A 20,722-nucleotide genomic window follows, 5' to 3' on the forward strand; every position below is an offset into this window, starting at 1 on the left:
GGAGAGTAGGTCACCGCCAAACCTAGTAAAAACCCAACAATCTCTCTAATACGATCAAACACTTTCCGACCCTGACGCGGGATGGAGCAGCCCGGTAGCTCGTCAGGCTCATAACCTGAAGGTCGTAGGTTCAAATCCTACTCCCGCAACCAGCGTCGGAAAATCCCAACACAGACCAGTCGATCTACAAACAGTCCACTGGACTGTGGGCTTAACGATCAAACCTCCTCAGGTTCAAAACCAAAAGGTCAGAGGTTCAAATCCTACTCCCGCAACCAGTGTCGGAAAATCCCAGACACAGACCGGTCACACTACAATTGATCCCCAGGTTCAATCGCTTGAAAAAGGCGCAATGCGCCGGGCCGAACGAGAAAAGCCTGCTCCCGTAAACAAATTCCAACTTCATCTAAATCAAATATTTGACGCCCGATGGTGATAAAACTTGTAGCTCACAAGATTGGGCTTGGGAGGATTTTGCTTGGAAAACCACCTAGTTCCAAAAACAAACACACACATATTCATAAATTAATTTGGTTTTTGCAGACTCAACCGTAACGCCCGTGTTAGACCTAAATTTGAAGTAGGGGGACTTCAGAGGGGCGACATGTCTCAGGACCTGAGCAAGTGGCTAAGCGCAATTGGATTGTCTGACTATGCGCAAGCCTTTCTAGACAACAAGATCGATTTTTCCATTCTGCCAGATTTGACGGCAGAAGACTTAATTGAAATCGGGGTCACTGCGGTTGGTGATCGTCGAAGGTTGTTGCGTGCCATTGAAACTCTTGACGTGGCTGAAGCAGCAAAAATGCAAGACACTGCGGCGTCTATAGAACCTGCGCGACGGCAGGTCACCGTGATGTTTGTTGACCTGACTGGGTTTACAAAAATGTCAAGTGACTTGGATGCCGAAGATTTGCACGCCTTGCTCAACCAGTTCTTTGGCAAAGTGGACAATGTTGTTGAAAAGTTCGGGGGGCGTATAGACAAGCATATTGGCGATGCGGTCATGGCTGTTTTTGGCGCACCTATCTCACATACAAATGACACAGAACGGGCAGCCAGAGCGGCGGCCGAGATACATGCAGTATTGCCGACACTGACACCGCCACTGTCTTGTCATATCGGAATTGCCTCGGGGCAGGTCATTGCCAGCACAACTGGCAGCCAGGCACACACAGAATACACCGTTACCGGCGATGGGGTCAATTTAGCCTCGCGTTTGACCGACATCTCAAAAGGTGATGAAACGCTTGTTTCTCACGACATCCAACGCGCCTTGGGTCCGCTTTTCGTGGGTGAGTCTATCGGTGTGCAGGATATCAAAGGATTGAATGAACCCGTCGAAGTCTGGCGTCTGGACCGTTTGGCCCGGAACATTCGGACAAGACGGCATAAGTTCATCGGGCGCGATCGTGAGATGTCGTTGTTTTCGGCAACATTTGACCGCTGCAAACGGCACGGCGAAGGCGAAGTCCACGTGGTTCTAGGCGAACCGGGTATCGGCAAGACGCATTTGTCCGAGCAGGTGGCCGAGCTGGCCAAAAGCCTGTCCTATTCGATCCACAATGGCGTTGTTATGGATTTCGGTGCACGTGAAGGGCACTCGGCCATTCAGTCCGTGGCCCGTAGTGTTCTCGGGCTTGATCCGTCGGATGGCGCGGAAGAAGGTGCGACCGTTGCTAAAGAGGCGATCACCAAGGGCTGGGTCAGCCCTTCGAACGGGGCGCATCTCAACGCATTGCTTGAACTTCCGCAAGATCCGGGCTTGGCCGAGGTCTATGCTGTCATGGACAACAAGACCCGGCTACGTGGGCGCAGGCAGGTCATTGATGAGTTACTGATGGCTCGCAGTCAGGACGCGCCATTGCTAATCCAGATCGAAGATATCCATTGGGCGTCACCCGACATTCTCGCAGCCTGCGCACATATCGCAGCAGTAACGCGGCAAATCCCCTGTGTCTTGATGATGACCAGTCGGGTTGAAGGGGACCCGATCGATCGAGACTGGCAAATGGCCACAGAGGGCGCGCTTGTCTCTAAATTAGAGTTAGCCCCAATGGGGGAGGACCAGGCGCGGCAACTGGTAGAGGAATTTACCGCCATCGATCCCGAGCTTTTGGACGCTTGCGTCAAACGCGCCGGAGGCAACCCTCTGTTCCTGGAACAGTTGCTGCGCAACATTGATGTGCTCAAGCAGGAAACGGTTCCCGGAAGCATCCAAGGCATCGTGCAGTCGCGTTTGGATGCACTGGATCGCACAAGTCGCAGCGCCATTCAGGCGGCGTCAGTGCTGGGGCAAAGATTCTCACCCGAGGTTCTGAATTACATTCTCGGCGAAGGGCATCTGGATACCACAAATCTGATCCGCTCAGCCCTGATACGAGAGGCCGGTGCAGACCTTATGTTTGCGCACGCGCTGATCCGGGACGGGTCATATGCCACGTTGGTTAAATCCGAACGCGCGCGCTTGCATCGACAGGCGGCCAAATGGTTCGAAGATCGTGATGCGACCCTGCGCGCACAGCATCTGGACCGGGCGGGTGCCAACAACGCTGCGCAAGCCTATCTGGACGCAGCCGACAAGCTGATTCACGCGTTCCGGTTCGACGACGCCAGCCCGTTGATCGAACGTGCTTTGGAACTGCCGTCGCCCGCAGGTGTCCGGTTTGACCTGCTTTGCGCACGGGGTGAGACGCACCGGTTGCAGGGCCTGTCTAACGAAGCTTTGCAGGAGTTCCGGGACGCGGCGGGTCTTGCTGAGACGGATGAGCAAATTAGCCGGGCGCATATTGGCCTTGCACAGGCAGCGCGACAGGCCAGCCTGTATCAGGACGCGCTTGAGGCGCTGGACACAGCTGAAGCTGCGGCTGAACGTGCTGGCTCTGAACGGGACGTGGCCCAGATCAACTATGTGCGCGGCAATGTGTATTTCCCCTTGGGTCGCGACAAGGAAGCACTGAGTGCGAATGAGCGGGCTCTCACGCTGGCCCGCAAACTGGATTCCGTTCGCCTTGAAGTGGGGGCGCTCAGCGGATTTGGTGATGCCAACTTCATGAAAGCCACCATGAAAACGGCGACTGGCTTTTACACGCAAGCTGTTGACCGGGCGCGTGAAAAGGGGCTGGTTCGGGATTTGGCGGCCAATCTGCACAACCTGAGCGTCGCGCGCAGCTACACGGGGGATGTCGGGCAGGGGCGCGCAGACGCAAACGAAGCCATCGAAGTTTCGCAGAAGTATTTTGCTTTTGTGCCCGAATGTGTGGCTCAGACCTGCCTGGGTGTGGCCGAAACGTTTTTGGGCGATCTTGACCGAGCGCTAGAAGCATTCCGGGTTTCGGCCGAGATTGCTGAGCGTGTCGGGGCAAAACGGCTTGAGGCACAAGCGCTGGAGCATCTGGCCCGCACGCAGGTTTATGCCGGGCAAATGGATCAGGCTTTGGAAACAGGCCGACGGGCGGTTGAGATTGCACTGGAACATGGGCGGAATTTTGTAGGGCCCAAAGCACTTTCGGCGTTGGCGATGGCCGAAACCGACCCGGATGAACAAATGCGCCTGTTGAATTTGGGGGCCGAGATTATCGCAGAAGGGTGTGTCGGCCATAGTCATCTGCATTTTTACCCCGATGCCAGCGCAGTCATGCTGGCGCGAGGTGATTGGCAAGCCGCGAATGACTATGCGGATGGGCTGGCGGCCTTTACGGCAGGGGAACCTTTGCCAATGGTCGATTTGTCCATCCGCCAGACGCGTTTTTTGGCGGAATGCGGGCAAAATGGTATCCTGCCATGCGAACATGAGAGTTTTGCCAATCTGCAAGCCAAGTTTGCCGAGATGGGAATTACTCAATCCCTGCTGGGGCCCGCTGACTTTCTGACGGAACAGGCAGGAGGCTGAATGAGCGTCGAGAAGAAGGTTTGGCTTATCTCTGGCCTGCTGACCCTTGGGCTGGCGGGTCTTTTGTTGAAACTCTGGATCGAACTGAACCATTTCGAAGGCGATCCGACGCAGTTGCCAGATCAGGCTGCCGTAGACTCATATCTGGGTAAGTTGGATGTGGAGCCTGACTACTATGTGCGGACAGGGATTTTCATAAAGTCATTCAGTTTTCTGGGGGCCAGCGATGTTCAGGTCACGGGTTATATCTGGCAGCACTATGAGACGGGCGTGCATGACCAGATCCTCCCGAATGAGGATGAGGTCGGGTTTCTTCTGCCCGAAGCAGTAGATAGTGCAAACGGTCTGATCGCCGAGGCGTACCGATTGCCGCAACCTGACGGCGTATTGGTGGGTTGGTATTTCGAACAAACCCTGCGCCAGAGCTTTGATTACACAAGTTACCCTTTTGATCACAAAACGGTCTGGGTGCGGTTCTGGCCGTCCTCGTTTGAGGATGCCGTCGCGTTGGTTCCCGATTTCGAGGCCTATCCGGCAACCGGGCCGGACGACATTTTTGGGATCGACAACCAAATCGTGATGGGTACGTGGGAGCGGGAAAACACCTATTTCGACTATAAACTGTCAAATTTGGATACAACGCTGGGCATCGGCCAGAACGCCTATCAAACCAACGCGCCCGAGTTGCACTATAATTTCGTCATCAAACGCAATTTTGGCAATGCGTTTATCGTTCATATGGTCCCCTTGATCGTTGTGATGATGTTGCTGTTCGGTGCGGTCATGACCGTCACCCGCCGCGAGGGTTTGGCCGAGAGGCATGATTTCAGCACGTCCAGCGTGATCGGCACCTGTTCGGTTTTGTTCTTCGTGATCCTGCTGGCGCATGTGCAGCTGCGCGAAGGCTTTGCCGGCTCGCCCGTGATCTACATGGAGTCGTTCTTTTTCCTGATGTACTTCATGCTGCTGGCGGTATCGGTCAACACGTACCTATTCGCCTCCGAGGCGGTGCCGTCGCTACGGATCATCCACTATCGGGACAATCTTATTCCCAAGGCGAGTTTCTGGCCGTTTGTGCTGCTGTGCATGGTGGCGATAACGGCTTACAACCTCAGCCTCAAGGAAAGCCCTGAGCCGCCGCCAATCAGCACGCAAGACGGTTAAGCTACGGGCTCAAACCCCGGTTTTGGCTCGCCCTGCGCCATGTCCAGCGTGTAATCACTGACCATCTCTGACGTGCCGTCGCGCAAGTTCTTCAGGTATTTCTCTGGCTCCGCGATCACATAGGCGTATGCGGGCTTCATCACACCGTTCACGACCACATTGATCTTCTTGCGGACATACACGTTTTCGGTCGAATTTGGACCATGGTAACCTTCCAGCTTATCCAGCTCGTGCAAGCCGGATTCCGTCACGCGATAGACCTCACCACTGACCTGTTTGCCCATACCTTGTTGATCCACAAGCGTGGCCATACGGTGCAGGTATCCGCAGTTCGGATTGTCACAGAATGGCTCTTTCGGGACGATCAGCGGCATGGGTTGCCGTGTGCGGGCCGGACCCACGAAGTCGTTTAGAACTTTGCTGTGCGCTTCGTGGTTCGGGAATCCCTGTTTCAGCGAACCGTAGGTGAAATACAGATATGTCGGCTCTTGCACCGCCACAAAGCTTTCATCGCGGTCTTCTTCCGGGTCAGCAACCTTCACGTTGTGATCGCGCGCCCAGTTGTCCAGCATGGTCCGGATTTCGGGCTCGATCGTCATGCCCTGCACAAAATCGATGCACGAGGTCGCGTCCATGTTTTCGGCCCCCAGCAGGATTTCAACCATCTTGGGCGCTTTGTTCATTACCGCCACATGCAGTGCAGTGAACCCGTGATCGTTGACGATGTTGACGTCGATATCGCGTTTGATCAGGTCTTGGGCAGCTTCATAGTCCGGTTTGCCCAGATCATGACCGCTTTCGTTCAGTTCACCTTCGCCACCAGCTGCGTAATGCAACAAGGAATCGCCATGCGCTTCGTCTACGATATTGACCCCGACGATGCCTTCGTCGATGGCGCGGAACACGCGTCTCCATTCGTTGATGTCATCGGCGGCGGCGGCCTCGCGCGCCCATTTGCAGACACGGTATTTCTGGTCGTCCAACTCCTCGAAGGCGTCTGCCAAAGCTTCCATGATCTGGTCAGGCGTGGCCATCATGCCGATACCCATCCGACCATTTGACAAGCGCCCTTCGCGCGGACCGATGAAGTCGACACCCAGCGTCTTCAGCTTGTCGACGTTGTTCTGCGTGGTGATGTTGTTCCACATATTCGTGTTGCAAGCCGGGCAAAGGATCACCGGTTTCTTCTGGTATTGCCATGCCACAAAGACCGAGGTCAGAAGATTGTCAGCAATACCGTTGGCCACCTTTCCCATCGTGTTGCAGGTGATAGGGGCCACAATGACGCAATCGGCCCAGTCGCACAGCGCCAGATGCGAGGCCCGCACTGGCATGTCAAACTTCATATAGCGGAAATTCCACTCATCATCGTCGCGGTAATAATCATGATGGGTGATCTTGGCGTCGATCCTCTCGGCCCCGAAATCGCGAAAGAACTTTTCGGCCGAGACCGAGGGGATCAGTTTCACGTTGTGCCCGGCATCGACGATGCGTTCGACAAGTTCAGGGATTTTATCTGCCGCAGACGAGCCGCAGGCGCACAACAATACGTTGCGCTTGCCCACGTTGACCTGATTCATCACCCCTTTGGGATAGCCGAAAGGATTCTTCTCAAGGCTTGGTGTTTCATTCAGGTCGGAAACTGGCAGTCCTTCTTTGCGCATCCTGGCCTGCAATTCGCCGGCCCGGATCATGTCCACTATGTCTTCCAGCTCTTCGCTTTTGCTGATGCACTCTCCTTGGAAAAACAAATACGGCACGTCTGGTCGCTCACCAAGCGTTACCAGTTGTCGCCGCATCCGGATCATATTGGGATCGCGTCCGCCTACGTCGATTTGCTTGACAGTAGTCGCGCCGATGTTCGACAGAATACTGCGCAGCATATAGGACCAGGGGTCTTCATCCTCATAAAACAGAACCATCGTATTGTGCTTGAGGATACTTACGACATCGCTTGGGTCCTCGGGCGGGTCGATTTCTTCGATCATCACCAATGCGGGGTCTTCCAGATCGCGTAGTCCACGAAAAATATTGCCGCGTGGCGCTTGCCAGACCTGAGAGGTCGCGGGGCTCATGTCGACAATGGTGACAACATCGGTGTTTTCGTCATAGGCAATGCAAAGACACCAGAACTCTTCCAGCAGGGCAGTTTCCCGATAGACGTTTTCCGGCGAACGGATCGCTTCGATCCCGGTGACGCGATTGAAATCGATATTGATCATCAGGTGACGATCTTTGTTGGTATTAAGGCTTTTCAACTGTTCCTTGAACCAATCCTGCGGGCTTTGGATCGATGTGTCCTTGCGGGTAGCAAAGCTTTGGAACGTACTGCCCAGATGCACGTTTTCAGACTGGCTAAGGTATTTTTCCGCCATTTCGTGCATGTCTTTTGCAGTGGCGACACGGCTGACGGCCTCAGTGAACGACGCCTCGGTCGCCCGCAGCAACTCATCCTCGTCTACGCGGTTGTCGCCGTGAATGGCCAGGCTTTCCGCCAGCACACCCAGCGAGTTCATGTTGGGCGTCGCCCGGCGGAACAGGTTGCGGCGCTTTTTGGGATCTTTCGCCAGATAGCGCGTGCTGTCGACGTAGTTGCACCGTTGTTTGAACGTTTTCAGATGGGTTTTGACCGCAGCGCGTGCCGAGAAGCGCAGAATGCCGCGTGATCGCATCGAGGTTCCATCGCGGTCCGACATGGCCTTCCACAGCCGTTCGATCGTTGTGACCCAAAGCTTGCCGTATTTTTCAGGATGCACATCCATCATATGCACCAGACCGGTGCTTGGGTTGCATTTGGCGATGACGGCGAAATGGCCACCTGGCATATTTTCTTTGCCATGGGCGACACCGACCTGAAAGTTCGCCACCAGAATATCGTTTTCTCCGCCCAGCCGATTGGATTCGTCGATTGCCTCAAGCAGCAGGGGAACGTTGGTTGTGTCTTCATCCATGAAATAGGCCTGAACCTGAACCCGGTCCCGAAGCCCTTGCGAGTGGATGTAGGTGCAGGCGACGTCAAACAGTTCCCCCAGCGAGATACCGTCATTCACCACAAAGGATGACGGCAGTGCGCATTCGCGGAAAATGTCATTCACCTCGCAACTGAACCCAAGCGCAGACATGCTGAGCGCTGCGGCTGTCACGCTGCAACAGTTGATTGGTTGCTGAAAATTCTGCAACTGGACGCTCACCAAATCCCCGAACATGGTGGCAAAACAGGGTTTGCGTACCTCTTCCGGTATCTTCCGCCAGTTATCGCTCGACAAATAGGCCAAACATGTGCCGTCCAATGCAAGTGCTTCAAGGCTGACAGGTATGTCCGAGATCTGAAGGTGTTCTTCGTAGAAATAATCGCCCACATCTGCGCTGGCCAGCGGTTGCCCATTTTGACGCAACTGAACGACACCGCGCAGCACAACATACATGCCCTTAGCGGGCAGGACCGTGTTTCCGGTCACTTCGATACACTCAAAATGTGGATTGATGACAGCAGGGTTCGCGACTTCGGCCTCACCCGGCAGGACTTTGTAAATCAGGGTCCAGTCTGCGTCGCTTGGAATATATGATCTGGCATTGGCAATTTGATCTGTGGTCACAACTATGTCCCCCCCCGGAGTTGCGTTTCAAATTTCAATTTTGGACCAGCAGAATGTCTGTGTGTTTCCCGGACAGGCATTGGTCTTTGTGCACCAAAGATCGTCCTGTTCTGCGTCTTTTCACTGGTCGAGACTGATCTGTTGATGAAAAAAGTATAAACAAATCGGCCTAATTGGCCGCACAGTATCCGATTTTTAGACAAAAATCACGAATACAGTGAACTTGACGGATGGGTTGCGGGTCCATGGGGCGAAAGCAGGTTGAAGCGGCGCTTGCCGCGCGCCATCCTGAGGGCCCGTTGTCATTCGGATTCCAGGCCGGAGTTTCGCTTAATCGAGGAACAGATAGTCTAGTCGCATTACGGCGCTGGCCTTTTCCTGACTCACACCAAGAAACTCGGCGATGACAGCCTCGTTTTCGCCGCGCGAGGCCGTTTCACGCAAGCGCAGATAATTCTCAAGCCCGGCCGCCCGGATTTGTTGTGATTCATAGTTCAGATCATTGCGCAGCGTTGGCACCAGTTGTGCCACGTTTTCTGCAGGGCTGTTTTCTCCGGCCAGCCCGACGCGGCGTGCATGACCGATCAGATAGTCGTCTGAATATTCGCATTCGATCTCGAGCACATGGGTTTTGGCCTGATCGCCGCAGAAATCCTCAAGCACGTCAAGATTGGCGGGGTCGAGACACAGAACCAGTTGATCCGACCCGAAACTGTCAAACAACATTCTCACCACGGCCCGTCTGTGGCGCGAGCGTTTTGCAAGGCTCGTTTCTATCCCGCCCAGATCGGGCATCTGTGTCTCTTCTTCGTTAAACAGGTACTCGACACAGGGGATATCGGTTTCGGATGCGATCTGATCGACCAGTCGCTTGGCGACGTGCCATTTCTTGCAGACGATGACGAAAAGCTCGCGCTCGGGGTCCAACGCGCGACCGGCTTCCCAGAAACGTTGCCCAAATCGGCGGCCAATACGCCCGCGTCCGGTCAGAAACGCAAACAGGTTGCGCCCTTCATTCGAGACCGGAAACTCAATACCTTCACTGGCATAAAGCGACCCCAGGCGATCTTTAAGCTCGTGTGCTTCAGGGCTGATCTTTCGGGCAAACAGATAGTCCTGACCCAAAAGCATGTCATAGTGATCGTTGTAGAAAGTGACCGGCATTCCGTAGTCTGAAAACATCAGGAAGGTTGGTGTGCGGTTTTCGATCTCACCCTTCGGTATCAGATGGCGGACCAATGTCTGAAAGAAGGTCTCGTCCGGGATCCAGGTGGTTGAGAAAAACCGGATCACGTCTCGTCGCTGGCGCAAAAAGTCCAGGATCTTCTCAACGGTTCGGCGGCGCAGGCACCACCATTGGCTGCCGATCATAATCTGCAGGTCTCCGGGAATACCCCGGGTCAGACCAAAACGTTTCTGCATCTCGTAGGCGGAGTAAAACAGTTTGGGCTGCGTGCGTTCATTGAAATGATGGCGATAGATCAGACGGTCTTCTTTCATGCCGGTCTTGATCCAGTTGCTTTCAAAGAAATCGTGGCTTTCGATGAAATCCTTGTCGCGATCATCCAGAAAACGGTGGGTATATTCGGCAGTTTTGATGGCCATGCAATCGCCAGACAGCATGTAGAAATGCGTGGCGCGGGGGAACGCCTCGACCGCGGCCTTCAAGGCGTTCAGCGTGGCGTGCACCAGTGACCACTCTCCCCATCCGCATTTGATGCGCTTTGCAGCGAAGGTCACATTGGGGTTTTCGCGCAGCGCGCTACGGATCTGGTCATACGCGGCAGAACTGGCACGTGCATCAAAGTGGATCGCCATGCAATCGCCTGCAGCGGTCAGCTGTTCGGCCTGCGCGATGATGGCCTCGGGGTCCTTATGGCACAGCAATATGTAGGCGATCTTTGCCATTGAGATCAGGTAATTTCCGTTTCTGCCCGGTTTCAACCGTGATACTGAGGATGCGCGATTGAATAAACAGAATAATTTTGGTTCTTTATTACCAAACGCTGGCGTATCGGATCGAGACCTGACCAGCGAAGGAGGCACAGCAGATGGGGTTTCCCGGTACTTGGATGACCAAGAGTGAAAGCATGGTGTACCGTGTGGTGCCCAAATGTGCGTGCTCGACCATTGGCCAGATCATGTATTATTCGGATCACGGTCAGTTTTTTGATGGCGACATCCACGATGCCAAGGATGGCATGCATAAATGGGCTTTTGACAAGAGTCAGGGCCTGATCACCACCAATGTGCGCAGCCACGCCTCATATTCATTCACCTGCGTGCGCAACCCCTATACACGCATCCTAAGTTCGTTCTTTGACAAGATCTGCGGCATCCAACGCAACGGCAAGCGTTACCGGGGCAATCTGGTGCCGACGCTGATCTACAACTACGGCATCGAAGTGGGCGGCGATGATGGCAAGGGCGAGTTTGATCAGATCGCCAGCTTCCGCCGGTTCCTGCTGTTTGCGCGTGACACGATCCGCTGGCGGCGCCCTATGGATCCGGACATTCACTGGTCAGCCATGTCGGGTCATGTGTCGACCTTCATCGTGAATGGCGGGCGTTACGACCGGATTTTCTGGACCGAAGCGTTCAACGACGGGATGCAGGGTGTTCTGGACCATGTGGAATTGAAGCACCCCGTTGCATTGGCCGAGATTCCGCGGTTCAACGAATCCGAAGGCCACGGCCCCAAACGCGCCCATCCGGTCGAGGATTACTTCGATGATCTGTCGATGCATCTGGTCTACGAAATCTACAAACAGGATTTTGAGCTGTTCAAATACGATTTCGAAAACCCGGCCAACAAGATGCCGATCGGCGAAATCGATCTGGATGAAATTCACGCCAAACTGGGTGATTGAGGGCGGGGCGCTCCCTCTTACAGTTTCTGGCGAAATTTTTCCAAAGGATAGACTTGGAAGGGTCGGTTAACGGCCAGCCGAAAAGACTGGCCGTTACAAGATCAAAGCTGGCGCACGGCCCCTTTTGCCGCGCTGGTGGTCAGCTTGGCATAGGCTTTCAGTGCGGTAGAGACCTTGCGTTTGCGCGGCGCGGCAGGTTCCCAGCCTTTGGCGTCTTGCTCCTGGCGGCGCTCAGCCAGTTCTTCATCAGTCACGGCCAGATGGATCGAGCGGTTGGGGATGTCGATCTCAATTGTATCGCCGTTCTTGACCAGTCCGATTTCACCACCTTCGGCCGCCTCGGGTGAGACGTGGCCAATTGAAAGGCCCGAAGTACCGCCCGAGAAACGTCCATCAGTGAGAAGGGCGCAGGCTTTGCCCAGACCTTTGGATTTCAGATACGAGGTTGGGTAGAGCATTTCTTGCATCCCCGGACCGCCACGCGGTCCTTCGTAACGGATGACAACCACGTCGCCCTCTTTCACCTTGCCGGTCAGGATATCACTGACGGCCTGATCTTGGCTTTCGCAGACATAGGCAGAGCCGGTGAACTTCAGGATGTTTTCATCAACGCCAGCCGTTTTCACGATACAGCCGTCGCGGGCGATGTTTCCGAACAGAACCGCAAGGCCACCATCCTGGCTGAAAGCGTGTTCCTTCGACCGGATCACGCCGCCTTCGCGGTCAGTATCCAGTTCTTTGTACCGGTTCGACTGGCTGAATGCCTGCGTTGTGCGCACACCGCCGGGGGCAGCTTTGAACAGCTCTTGCGCCTTGGGGTTGTTGGCGATCTTGATGTCCCAGTTGGCAATCGCCTCGCCCATCGTGGCGGAGTGCACGGTGCTGCAGTCTTCGTGCAGCAGACCCGCGCGGCTGAGTTCGCCAAGGATCGAGAAGATGCCGCCTGCGCGGTGGACGTCTTCCATATGAACGTTCTCGGTATTCGGCGCGACCTTACACAGGCACGGTACGCGACGGCTAAGGCGGTCCATGTGGGTCATGGTGAAATCCACCTCGCCCTCATGTGCGATGGCCAGAAGGTGCAGCACCGTGTTGGTCGACCCACCCATGGCAATGTCGAGGCTCATGGCGTTCTCAAACGCGTCAAAGGTTGCGATTTCACGCGGCAAGAAGCCTTTTTCGTCCAGATCATAGTGCCGTTTGGTTATCTCAACGATACGGCGACCCGCTTCCAGGAACAGCTCTTTGCGGTCGGCATGTGTTGCCAGTGTCGAACCGTTGCCCGGCAAGGCCAGGCCCAGCGCTTCGGCCAGACAGTTCATCGAGTTGGCAGTGAACATCCCCGAGCACGACCCACAGGTCGGGCAGGCGTTTTCTTCGATGTGCTGAACCTGCTCGTCGGTGAATTTGTCATCCGCGGCGGCGACCATTGCGTCCACAAGATCGATTTTCTTGGCATCCAGATCGGCGATGTCGATCTTGCCCGCCTCCATTGGACCGCCAGACACAAAGATCGCCGGAATGTTCAGTCGCATGGCGGCCATCAACATCCCCGGAGTGATCTTGTCACAGTTCGAAATGCAGACCATCGCGTCAGCGCAATGCGCGTTGACCATGTATTCCACTGAATCCGCGATCACCTCACGCGAGGGCAGCGAGTACAGCATTCCATCGTGGCCCATGGCGATGCCGTCATCCACCGCGATGGTGTTGAATTCTTTTGCAACACCACCTGCGGCTTCGACCTCGCGCGCCACCATCTGTCCCAGATCTTTCAGGTGCACGTGGCCGGGCACAAACTGTGTGAACGAGTTGACGATTGCGATGATCGGCTTGCCGAAGTCATCATCGCCCATGCCTGTGGCACGCCACAATCCGCGGGCACCGGCCATGTTGCGGCCATGGGTAGAGGTTCTGGATCGGTACAATGGCATGATGCTGTTTTCCCTATTTCCTCGGGTTGCATGTCTTTGGGTTCGTACGTTATAGCGCACGTAGCACATGTACGTTATAACGTACAAGAGGATTCGCGGGGCGCAGAAATGGATGCTGATGACATTACCCTAAGGCTGCGAGATGTGCGGTCGGCATCAGGTCTGAGCCTGTCAAAAGCGGCTGAGCTGACCGGCGTCAGCAAAGCCATGCTGGGTCAGATCGAGCGTGGCGAATCCAGCCCGACAATCGCCACGCTGTGGAAGATCGCCAAAGGCTTTCAGGTGCCGCTGAGTGCGTTGATCGATACGGCCAAGGGCGATCCGTCGGTTTTTCAGACCGTCACCTTTCCCGGCAGTATCGAAGTCAAGATCGTCTTCCCTTTCGATCCTGCGCTGAGGGCCGAGACGTTTCACGTCAGTCTGACCCCGAACCAAAGTCACGAGTCACCGGCGCACGCAACGGGCGTGACGGAAGAAGTTTTTGTTCTTGATGGGTCCCTCGACATATTGCGCGACGGAAATTGGATACCCTTGCAAGCAGGGCAGGGCTTGCGATTTGCCGCTGATCTGCCGCATGGCTATCGCGCGGGTCCGCAGGGGGCAATTTTTCTAAACATGCACCATTACGCGCAACACACCGAGTATTCACAGACGACCAAGACAGAGTCATGACCGCATTTTTCGACAGCCTCACCATCGTTGACGCCATCGGCTCGTTCGGAGCCCTTATTGTGGTTGCAGCCTATTTCGCGACGCAAATGCGGATGATGAACTCTGACGATCTGGCCTTTCCGGTCGTCAACCTGCTGGGGTCGGTGCTGATCGTCTATTCCCTGCTTGAGAATTTCAATCTGGCCTCGATGCTGATCGAAGGGTTTTGGATCTTGATCAGTATCATCGGCATCATTCAGCACTTCCGTTTGCGCCGGGCGCGATAAATCAAGCGGGTATCAGGCGCTAGCGCTATCCAGACTTGAACCTAAAAGACGCGGGGTATAGGGAAAATCCAAGCTCGCTTAGGGGAGGCTTTGATGCAGGACGATCCAAAAACCCTCGTTTCGACCGAATGGTTGGCCGCGCATATGAAAGACCCGGATCTGCGGATTCTAGATGGGTCTTGGTATCTGCCTGCGCAGAACCGCGATGCCAAAGCCGAATACGATGCCGGCCACATCCCCGGAGCGCGGTTCTTCGATATTGACGAAATCTCGGATCACCGATCAGAGCTGCCGCATATGGCTCCTCCGGTCGAGAAATTCATGTCGCGCCTGCGGGCGATGGGCGTGGGCGATGGTCATCAGGTTGTCGTCTATGACGGCGCTGGGCTGATGTCAGCAGCACGTGTCTGGTGGTTGTTCCGTCTGATGGGTCAGGACAACATCGCGGTTCTGGATGGTGGATTGCCCAAGTGGCAAGCCGAAGGTCGCGAGATCGAGGATTTGCCGCCGGTCATCCGTGATCGTCACATGACAGTGCGCGTTCAAAACCAGCTTGTCCGGGACGTCACGCAGGTTTCCGCTGCAGCCAAACTGGCCGATCATGAGATCATCGATGCCCGCTCTGCCGGTCGGTTTACCGGCGCGGAAGCCGAGCCGCGCGAAGGATTGCGTTCGGGCCATATCCCCGGGTCCCGCAATGTCCCGTTCGGCCAGTTGCTCAATACAGATGGCACAATGAAATCGCCCGAAGACTGCCGTGCCATTTTCGAGGCCGCTGGCGTCGATCTGTCCAAACCTGCGATTACCTCGTGCGGATCGGGCGTCACGGCTGCGATTCTGAGCCTTGCGCTTGAACGTATGGGCAAGAAAGACCACTCGCTTTATGACGGCTCCTGGGCTGAATGGGGTGCCTTCCCAACCCTGCCCGTCGCAACCGGAGAGAACTGATGTTCGAGAACCTCAAGCCGCAGCCTGCCGACAAGATTCTGGCCTTGATGCAGATGTACCACGAAGACCCGCGCGATCAGAAGATTGATCTGGGTGTTGGCGTCTACAAGAATGCCGAGGGCGTGACCCCGGTAATGCGCGCGGTGAAAGCTGCTGAGCAGCGCATTTTGGAAGAACAGGAAACCAAAGCCTATACCGGCCTTGCAGGTGATCCGGCCTATGCCGATGTGATGATCGGGCTGATTCTGGGCACCTCGGTTCCGCGTGCCAAGATTGCCGCTGTGGCGACGCCCGGCGGCACGGGTGCCTGCCGTCAGGCGTTCGAGATGATCCGTATGGCGAACCCGTCGGCGCGCGTGTTCGTGTCGAACCCGACCTGGCCAAACCACCTGTCGATCCTGAACTATCTGGGGATGGAGACCGTTCAGTACCGGTATTTCGATGGCGAAACCCGTGGCGTTGATTTCGACGGGATGATGGCCGACCTGAAAACCGCCAAAGCAGGTGACGTGGTTCTGTTGCATGGCTGCTGCCATAACCCAACCGGTGCCAACCTGAACATGGTTCAATGGCAAGAGGTCGTGAACCTGATCAACGAACTTGGCCTCGTGGCGATGATTGACATTGCCTATCAAGGCTTTGGTGACGGGTTGGAAGAAGACGCACAAGCGGCGCGTTTGGTTGCGTCTTCGGTCAAACAATGCCTGATTGCTGCGTCTTGCTCGAAGAACTTCGGTGTCTACCGTGAACGCACTGGTTTGCTGATGGCCATCAGTGCCGATGCAGGCCAAACCGCCCTGAATCAGGGGACTTTGGCGTTTCTGAACCGCCAGAACTATTCCTTCCCGCCGGATCATGGCGCACGGGTGGTGACGACGATCCTGATGGATGACGCGTTGCGGGCTGACTGGGCCACCGAGCTGGAAGAGATCCGTTTGTCTATGCTGGGTCTGCGCCAGCAATTGGCAGACGAACTGCAACGCCTGAGCGGGTCCGACCGTTTCGGTTTCATCGCCCAGCACCGGGGCATGTTCTCGCGCTTGGGAGCTGCACCGGAGTTGGTCGAAAAACTGCGCGCTGATCACGGTATCTACATGGTAGGCGACAGCCGCCTGAACATCGCAGGCCTGAATGCAACGACGGTGCCGATTCTGGCGAAGGCGATTATCGACGTCGGCGTTTGATCTCAATAACATTCTAAAAAAAAGAAAACCCGGGCGCGAAAGCCCGGGTTTTTTTGATTATTTAATAGGGTCTTAGCCCTTCGAGAACTCAGGATAGGCTTCCATACCCAGTTCCGCCATGTCCAGACCATTGATCTCGTCTTCTTCGCTGACGCGAATGCCAACGGTGGCTTTCAGGATCGACCACAAGATCAGAGCGGCGACGAAGGTGAAGACACCGTAAGCCACGATACCGGTCAACTGGGTGATCAGGCTGGCTTCTCCGTAGAAGATGACGGCGATGGTGCCCCAGATGCCTGCGAACAGGTGAACCGGGATCGCGCCGACTACGTCGTCGATCTTGAACTTGTCCAGCATCGGAACCGCGAAGACTACGATGATACCGCCCACAGCACCGATCCAAAGCGCGCCGAACAGGGTCGGGGCCAGAGGTTCAGCGGTGATCGACACCAGACCGGCCAGCGCGCCGTTCAGCACCATGGTCAGGTCAGGCTTTTTGTACAGGACCTGTGTCATGATCAGGGCTGCGACAGCACCGGATGCGGCGGCCATGTTGGTGTTGGCAAAGATGCGCGACACGTCGGTTACGTCACCCACGGTGCCCATCGCCAGCTGCGAGCCGCCGTTGAAACCGAACCAACCCAGCCACAGGATGAAGGTACCCAAGGTCGCCAGCGCCAGATTTGAACCGGGCATCGGGTGAACTTTGCCGTCCTTGTACTTGCCGATGCGTGGCCCAAGGATCAGACAGCCAGCCAGAGCGGCCCAGCCACCGACCGAGTGTACAACGGTCGAACCGGCGAAGTCGGAAAAGCCCATGGCGTCCAGCCAGCCGCCGCCCCATTTCCACGACCCCGAGATCGGGTACAGGATACCGGTCAGCACGACGACGAAGATCAGGAAGGGCCACAGCTTGATACGTTCAGCCACGGCACCCGACACGATCGACGCGGTTGCCGCTACAAAGACCAGCTGGAAGAAGAAGTCCGAGCCGATCGAGGCGTAGTCCAGAGCTGCCTGAGCAGGGTCAACGCCAACCGGATCAAGCACGGTTGGGCCGCCAATGGCAAAGAAACCATTGAAGTCGCCCGGATACATTGTGTTGAAGCCAACCAGCCAGTACATGATCGCGGCAATGGAAAACAGCGCGATGTTCTTGATCATCTGCATGGCGACGTTCTTGGACCGCACCAGGCCGCCTTCCAGCATGGCAAAGCCTGCAGCCATGAAGAAAACCAGAAAGCCCGCCATCAGGAACAGCAGAGTGGTAAAGATATACTGGGTGTGCAGCGCAGCCTCGCCTTCAGCGGCTTCTTGCGCCAGACCCATCTGCGGCAGCACGACAAGCGCAGCGGCAGGGATGAGAGATTTCATCAGGTTCATTTTACTTCCTCGAATGAGTGTGGAGTGGCCGCGCTTACAGCGCTTCCTCGTTGGTTTCCCCGGTTCGTACGCGCAGGGCCTGCTCGACATCGAGGACGAAAATCTTGCCGTCACCGATTTTCCCGGTTTTGGCGGTGTTGGTGATGGTCTCGACGATCTGGTCGGCCATTGTTGCCGGCACCACGATCTCGAGCTTGATCTTGGGCACAAAGTTCACGGCGTATTCGGCCCCACGGTAGATTTCGGTGTGACCGGACTGTGAGCCGAAGCCCTTGATTTCGGTCACCATCATGCCGCGCACGCCAGCTTGGGTCAGTGCCTCGCGCACCTCCTCCAGCTTGAACGGCTTGATTGTCGCAATGATCAGTTTCACGTCTTTCCCCTCTGATTGTCCGGCGGGACCGGTTTGTTTGCACCTGCAGAAAAAAAGCGTGAGAGAGTGGTGTAAGAAACGGTGACGGGTCGTAATTGCGCAGCAAAATGGCGCGATGTTGCACAATTTTCGCACAAAACATGCAAGATGACTAAAAAACAGGCAAATTAATGAGGGGAAATTCCGGAAATTCGGACCTCTACATAGACGGGTCGCCGGGGTATGGTGGCGCAAAAGAACAACGGGCAGAGTTTGAGCATGACTGAGTCCAAGCGCCAGAAGCCGCGATTGGTTGCGGACAAAAGATACCCGTCCAAAGGGCGTAAACCGTCGGCGCCCAAGCGCCCGTCGGGTAAGAAATCGACTGCGCGCAAGACCACCACCCGCAAAACAACGCGAAAGACCAAACGCAAAAGATCGGGTGGAAACGGAGGTGGGTTCTTCCGTCGTCTCTTCCGCTGGATCTGGAGGCTAATCTGGGGTTTGACTTGGCGTGTGGGGGCAATAGTAGTCGCGCTGATCGCCTTGGCGGTCGGCATCGTCTATACAACTCTGCCCGACGTGGATGCCTTGTTGGACGGGCGCGCGCGCGGGTCAGTGACCTTGCTGGATCGCGATGGCAAGGTTTTTGCCTGGCGCGGGGATCAGTTTGGCGGGGTGATAACAGCGGATACAGTCTCGCCCCATCTGAAGAACGCGGTGATCGCGACCGAGGACAAGCGATTCTATCGCCATTTCGGTGTCAGCCCGCGCGGTGTGGCCAGTGCCGTACGCATCAACCTAAGCGAAGGGCGCGGGCCGTTGTCAGGCCATGGCGGGTCAACCATCACCCAACAGACAGCCAAGTTGCTGTGTCTTGGAGAGCCTTTTGATCCGTCTGAATGGGAATCTGAAGCTGCTTACGAGGCCGATTGCCGCCAGGGCTCGCTTTGGCGCAAAGCCAAGGAAGCCGTTTACGCCATGGCGATGGAGGTCAAATACTCCAAGGACGAGGTTCTGACGATCTACCTGAACCGGGCCTTCTTGGGTGCAGGCGCGCGCGGGTTCGAAGCGGCCAGCCAGCGGTACTTTGGCAAATCCGCAGCCGAAGTTTCCCCTGCTGAGGCCGCGATGCTGGCCGGTTTGCTGGTTGCTCCCACGCGTTATGCACCGACGAATAACCTGCAACGATCTCAGGACCGGGCACGGCTTGTGATCGGTCTAATGGAGGACCAGGGCTATTTGACCGCAGCACAAGCCAGCGAAGCACGCACCAGACCGGCCGAGCTTTCAGAAGCTGCCGCTGCGCGCGCGGGCGGCTATTTCGCGGACTGGGTCATGGCAAGCGGGCCCGAGTTCTTTACGCGCAACACCACCGAGGATGTAGTGATCCGAACCACTCTGGATCAGCGTATCCAAACCTCCGCTGAAGAAGCGCTGAAGTTCATCTTTCAGGAAAAGGTGCGCGAAGGGTCCGAGGCGCAGGCCGCGATTGTCGTGATGTCTGCGGACGGTGCAGTGCGCGGCATGGTTGGTGGACGCAAGACGCGGGTTTCAGGTGCGTTTAACCGGGCGACACAGGCGTTGCGTCAGACAGGATCGTCTTTCAAACCGTTCGTCTATGCCACCGCGCTGGAGCTTGGGTATTCACCTTTGGATACCGTGATTGATGAACCTTATTGCGTGAACATTCCCGGTTCAGGTCAATGGTGCCCCAAGAACTACACCAACAAGTTTTATGGGCAGGTGACGTTGGCAGATGCGCTGATGAACTCTTTAAACATTCCGGCAGTGAAAGTAGCCGAGATTTCGGGTTTGGATAACGTCCGCACCGTCGCAAGCGGCTTTGGTATTGCCAGCGATCTGGCGCAGGGTCCGGCCTTGGCGCTGGGCGCGTCGGAAAGCACGTTGATCGAGATGACCGGAGCGTATGCCGGTATTCTGAACGGTGGGTCGGCAGTAGAGCCTTATGGCCTGACCGAACTGAAGCTCTTGGGTGATGACACGCCTGTCATGGTCACAACGACCGGTATTGGTGAGCGGGTCATCAACGACGCTGCCGCCAAACAGCTGACCTGGATGATGGAGCGTGTGGTGTCCGAAGGCACCGGCGGGCGTGCCAAGCTTCCGGGTTGGCAGGTGGCAGGCAAGACCGGAACAACACAGGCCGCGCGGGATGCGTGGTTCATCGGCTTTACGGCTGATTATGTAACCGGCGTTTGGATGGGGTATGACGACAACACACCATTGTCTGGCGTAACCGGGGGCGGGCTGCCTGCTGAAATCTGGAAAGAGACCATGCTGCGTGTCACCGAAGGGATTACGCCCACACCTTTGCCGATGATGGCACCGGAACCACCAGTTCAGGTTGCGCAACCACAGCCCCGGCGCAGGGGAGGCGGCTTTGCCGAGGATATCAATAACCTGCTGAGAAACATATTCGGCGGCAACTAACAAAAAA

13 protein-coding genes and 1 tRNA gene are annotated in these 20,722 nt (G+C 56.0%); 9 read left to right on the forward strand and 5 right to left on the reverse strand.

The window, feature by feature from the left end:
* The first annotated feature begins 75 nt into the window (after positions 1 to 75).
* From GS636_RS18575 to GS636_RS18585, 3 genes are all read left to right on the forward strand, one after another.
* Positions 76 to 152: transfer RNA gene (locus GS636_RS18575), tRNA-Met, on the forward strand.
* A gap of 452 nt (positions 153 to 604) precedes the next feature.
* Complete coding sequence (locus tag GS636_RS18580) at positions 605 to 3,892, forward strand: adenylate/guanylate cyclase domain-containing protein (protein WP_171671530.1); 3,288 nt, start codon at positions 605 to 607, stop codon at positions 3,890 to 3,892.
* Positions 3,893 to 5,056: a hypothetical protein gene (locus GS636_RS18585; protein ID WP_171096638.1), complete on the forward strand. Its 1,164-nt coding sequence runs from the start codon at positions 3,893 to 3,895 to the stop codon at positions 5,054 to 5,056.
* Here the strand turns inward: GS636_RS18585 and GS636_RS18590 are convergent.
* Positions 5,053 to 8,652 carry a flavoprotein gene (locus GS636_RS18590; RefSeq protein ID WP_171671532.1) on the reverse strand — a complete coding sequence of 1,200 codons (3,600 nt, stop codon included), beginning with the start codon at positions 8,650 to 8,652 and terminating at the stop codon, positions 5,053 to 5,055. The genes GS636_RS18585 and GS636_RS18590 overlap by 4 nt on opposite strands.
* A 330-nt stretch (positions 8,653 to 8,982) precedes the next feature.
* Entirely contained in the window at positions 8,983 to 10,560 is a 1,578-nt protein-coding gene (locus GS636_RS18595) for a DUF5928 domain-containing protein (RefSeq protein ID WP_171671535.1), read from the reverse strand.
* 143 nt (positions 10,561 to 10,703) lie between these two features.
* Between GS636_RS18595 and GS636_RS18600 the strand changes: the two genes are divergently transcribed.
* Positions 10,704 to 11,522 (forward strand): sulfotransferase family protein, encoded by an 819-nt coding sequence (locus GS636_RS18600; RefSeq protein WP_171671537.1) that lies wholly within the window; start codon positions 10,704 to 10,706, stop codon positions 11,520 to 11,522.
* A 101-nt stretch (positions 11,523 to 11,623) separates the two neighbouring features.
* Here the strand turns inward: GS636_RS18600 and ilvD are convergent, their stop codons facing one another.
* Positions 11,624 to 13,456, reverse strand: a complete 1,833-nt coding sequence (gene ilvD / locus GS636_RS18605; protein ID WP_171096626.1) for a dihydroxy-acid dehydratase — start codon at positions 13,454 to 13,456, stop codon at positions 11,624 to 11,626.
* Positions 13,457 to 13,564: 108 nt separating this feature from the next.
* On the opposite strand from ilvD, the gene GS636_RS18610 reads away from it, so the two are divergent.
* The 4 genes from GS636_RS18610 (at position 13,565) to GS636_RS18625 (ending at position 16,526) form a co-directional block, all read left to right on the forward strand.
* Positions 13,565 to 14,128 carry a helix-turn-helix domain-containing protein gene (locus GS636_RS18610; protein WP_171671540.1) on the forward strand — a complete coding sequence of 188 codons (564 nt, stop codon included), beginning with the start codon at positions 13,565 to 13,567 and terminating at the stop codon, positions 14,126 to 14,128.
* Positions 14,125 to 14,394 (forward strand): hypothetical protein, encoded by a 270-nt coding sequence (locus tag GS636_RS18615; RefSeq protein ID WP_171096622.1) that lies wholly within the window; start codon positions 14,125 to 14,127, stop codon positions 14,392 to 14,394. The genes GS636_RS18610 and GS636_RS18615 overlap by 4 nt, the downstream gene beginning before the upstream one ends.
* Before the next feature lie 93 nt (positions 14,395 to 14,487).
* The gene (gene sseA, locus GS636_RS18620) at positions 14,488 to 15,342 is read left to right on the forward strand and encodes a 3-mercaptopyruvate sulfurtransferase (RefSeq protein ID WP_171096620.1); all 855 of its coding nucleotides are present in this window, start codon (positions 14,488 to 14,490) and stop codon (positions 15,340 to 15,342) included.
* Positions 15,342 to 16,526: an amino acid aminotransferase gene (locus tag GS636_RS18625; protein WP_171671542.1), complete on the forward strand. Its 1,185-nt coding sequence runs from the start codon at positions 15,342 to 15,344 to the stop codon at positions 16,524 to 16,526. The genes sseA and GS636_RS18625 overlap by 1 nt, the downstream gene beginning before the upstream one ends.
* Before the next feature lie 72 nt (positions 16,527 to 16,598).
* On the opposite strand, the gene GS636_RS18630 is transcribed toward GS636_RS18625, so the two are convergent.
* Positions 16,599 to 17,909, reverse strand: coding sequence for an ammonium transporter (locus tag GS636_RS18630; protein ID WP_171188191.1), 1,311 nt, complete (start codon positions 17,907 to 17,909; stop codon positions 16,599 to 16,601).
* Positions 17,910 to 17,943: 34 nt separating this feature from the next.
* Complete coding sequence (locus tag GS636_RS18635; protein WP_170537262.1) at positions 17,944 to 18,282, reverse strand: P-II family nitrogen regulator; 339 nt, start codon at positions 18,280 to 18,282, stop codon at positions 17,944 to 17,946.
* Between the two features lie 258 nt (positions 18,283 to 18,540).
* Here GS636_RS18635 and GS636_RS18640 point away from each other — a divergent pair, with 258 nt between their 5' ends.
* Positions 18,541 to 20,715: a transglycosylase domain-containing protein gene (locus tag GS636_RS18640; protein WP_171671544.1), complete on the forward strand. Its 2,175-nt coding sequence runs from the start codon at positions 18,541 to 18,543 to the stop codon at positions 20,713 to 20,715.
* The last annotated feature ends 7 nt before the right edge of the window (positions 20,716 to 20,722 follow it).

This window comes from Ruegeria sp. HKCCD4884, from assembly GCF_013110855.1.
Lineage (GTDB): Bacteria > Pseudomonadota > Alphaproteobacteria > Rhodobacterales > Rhodobacteraceae > Ruegeria.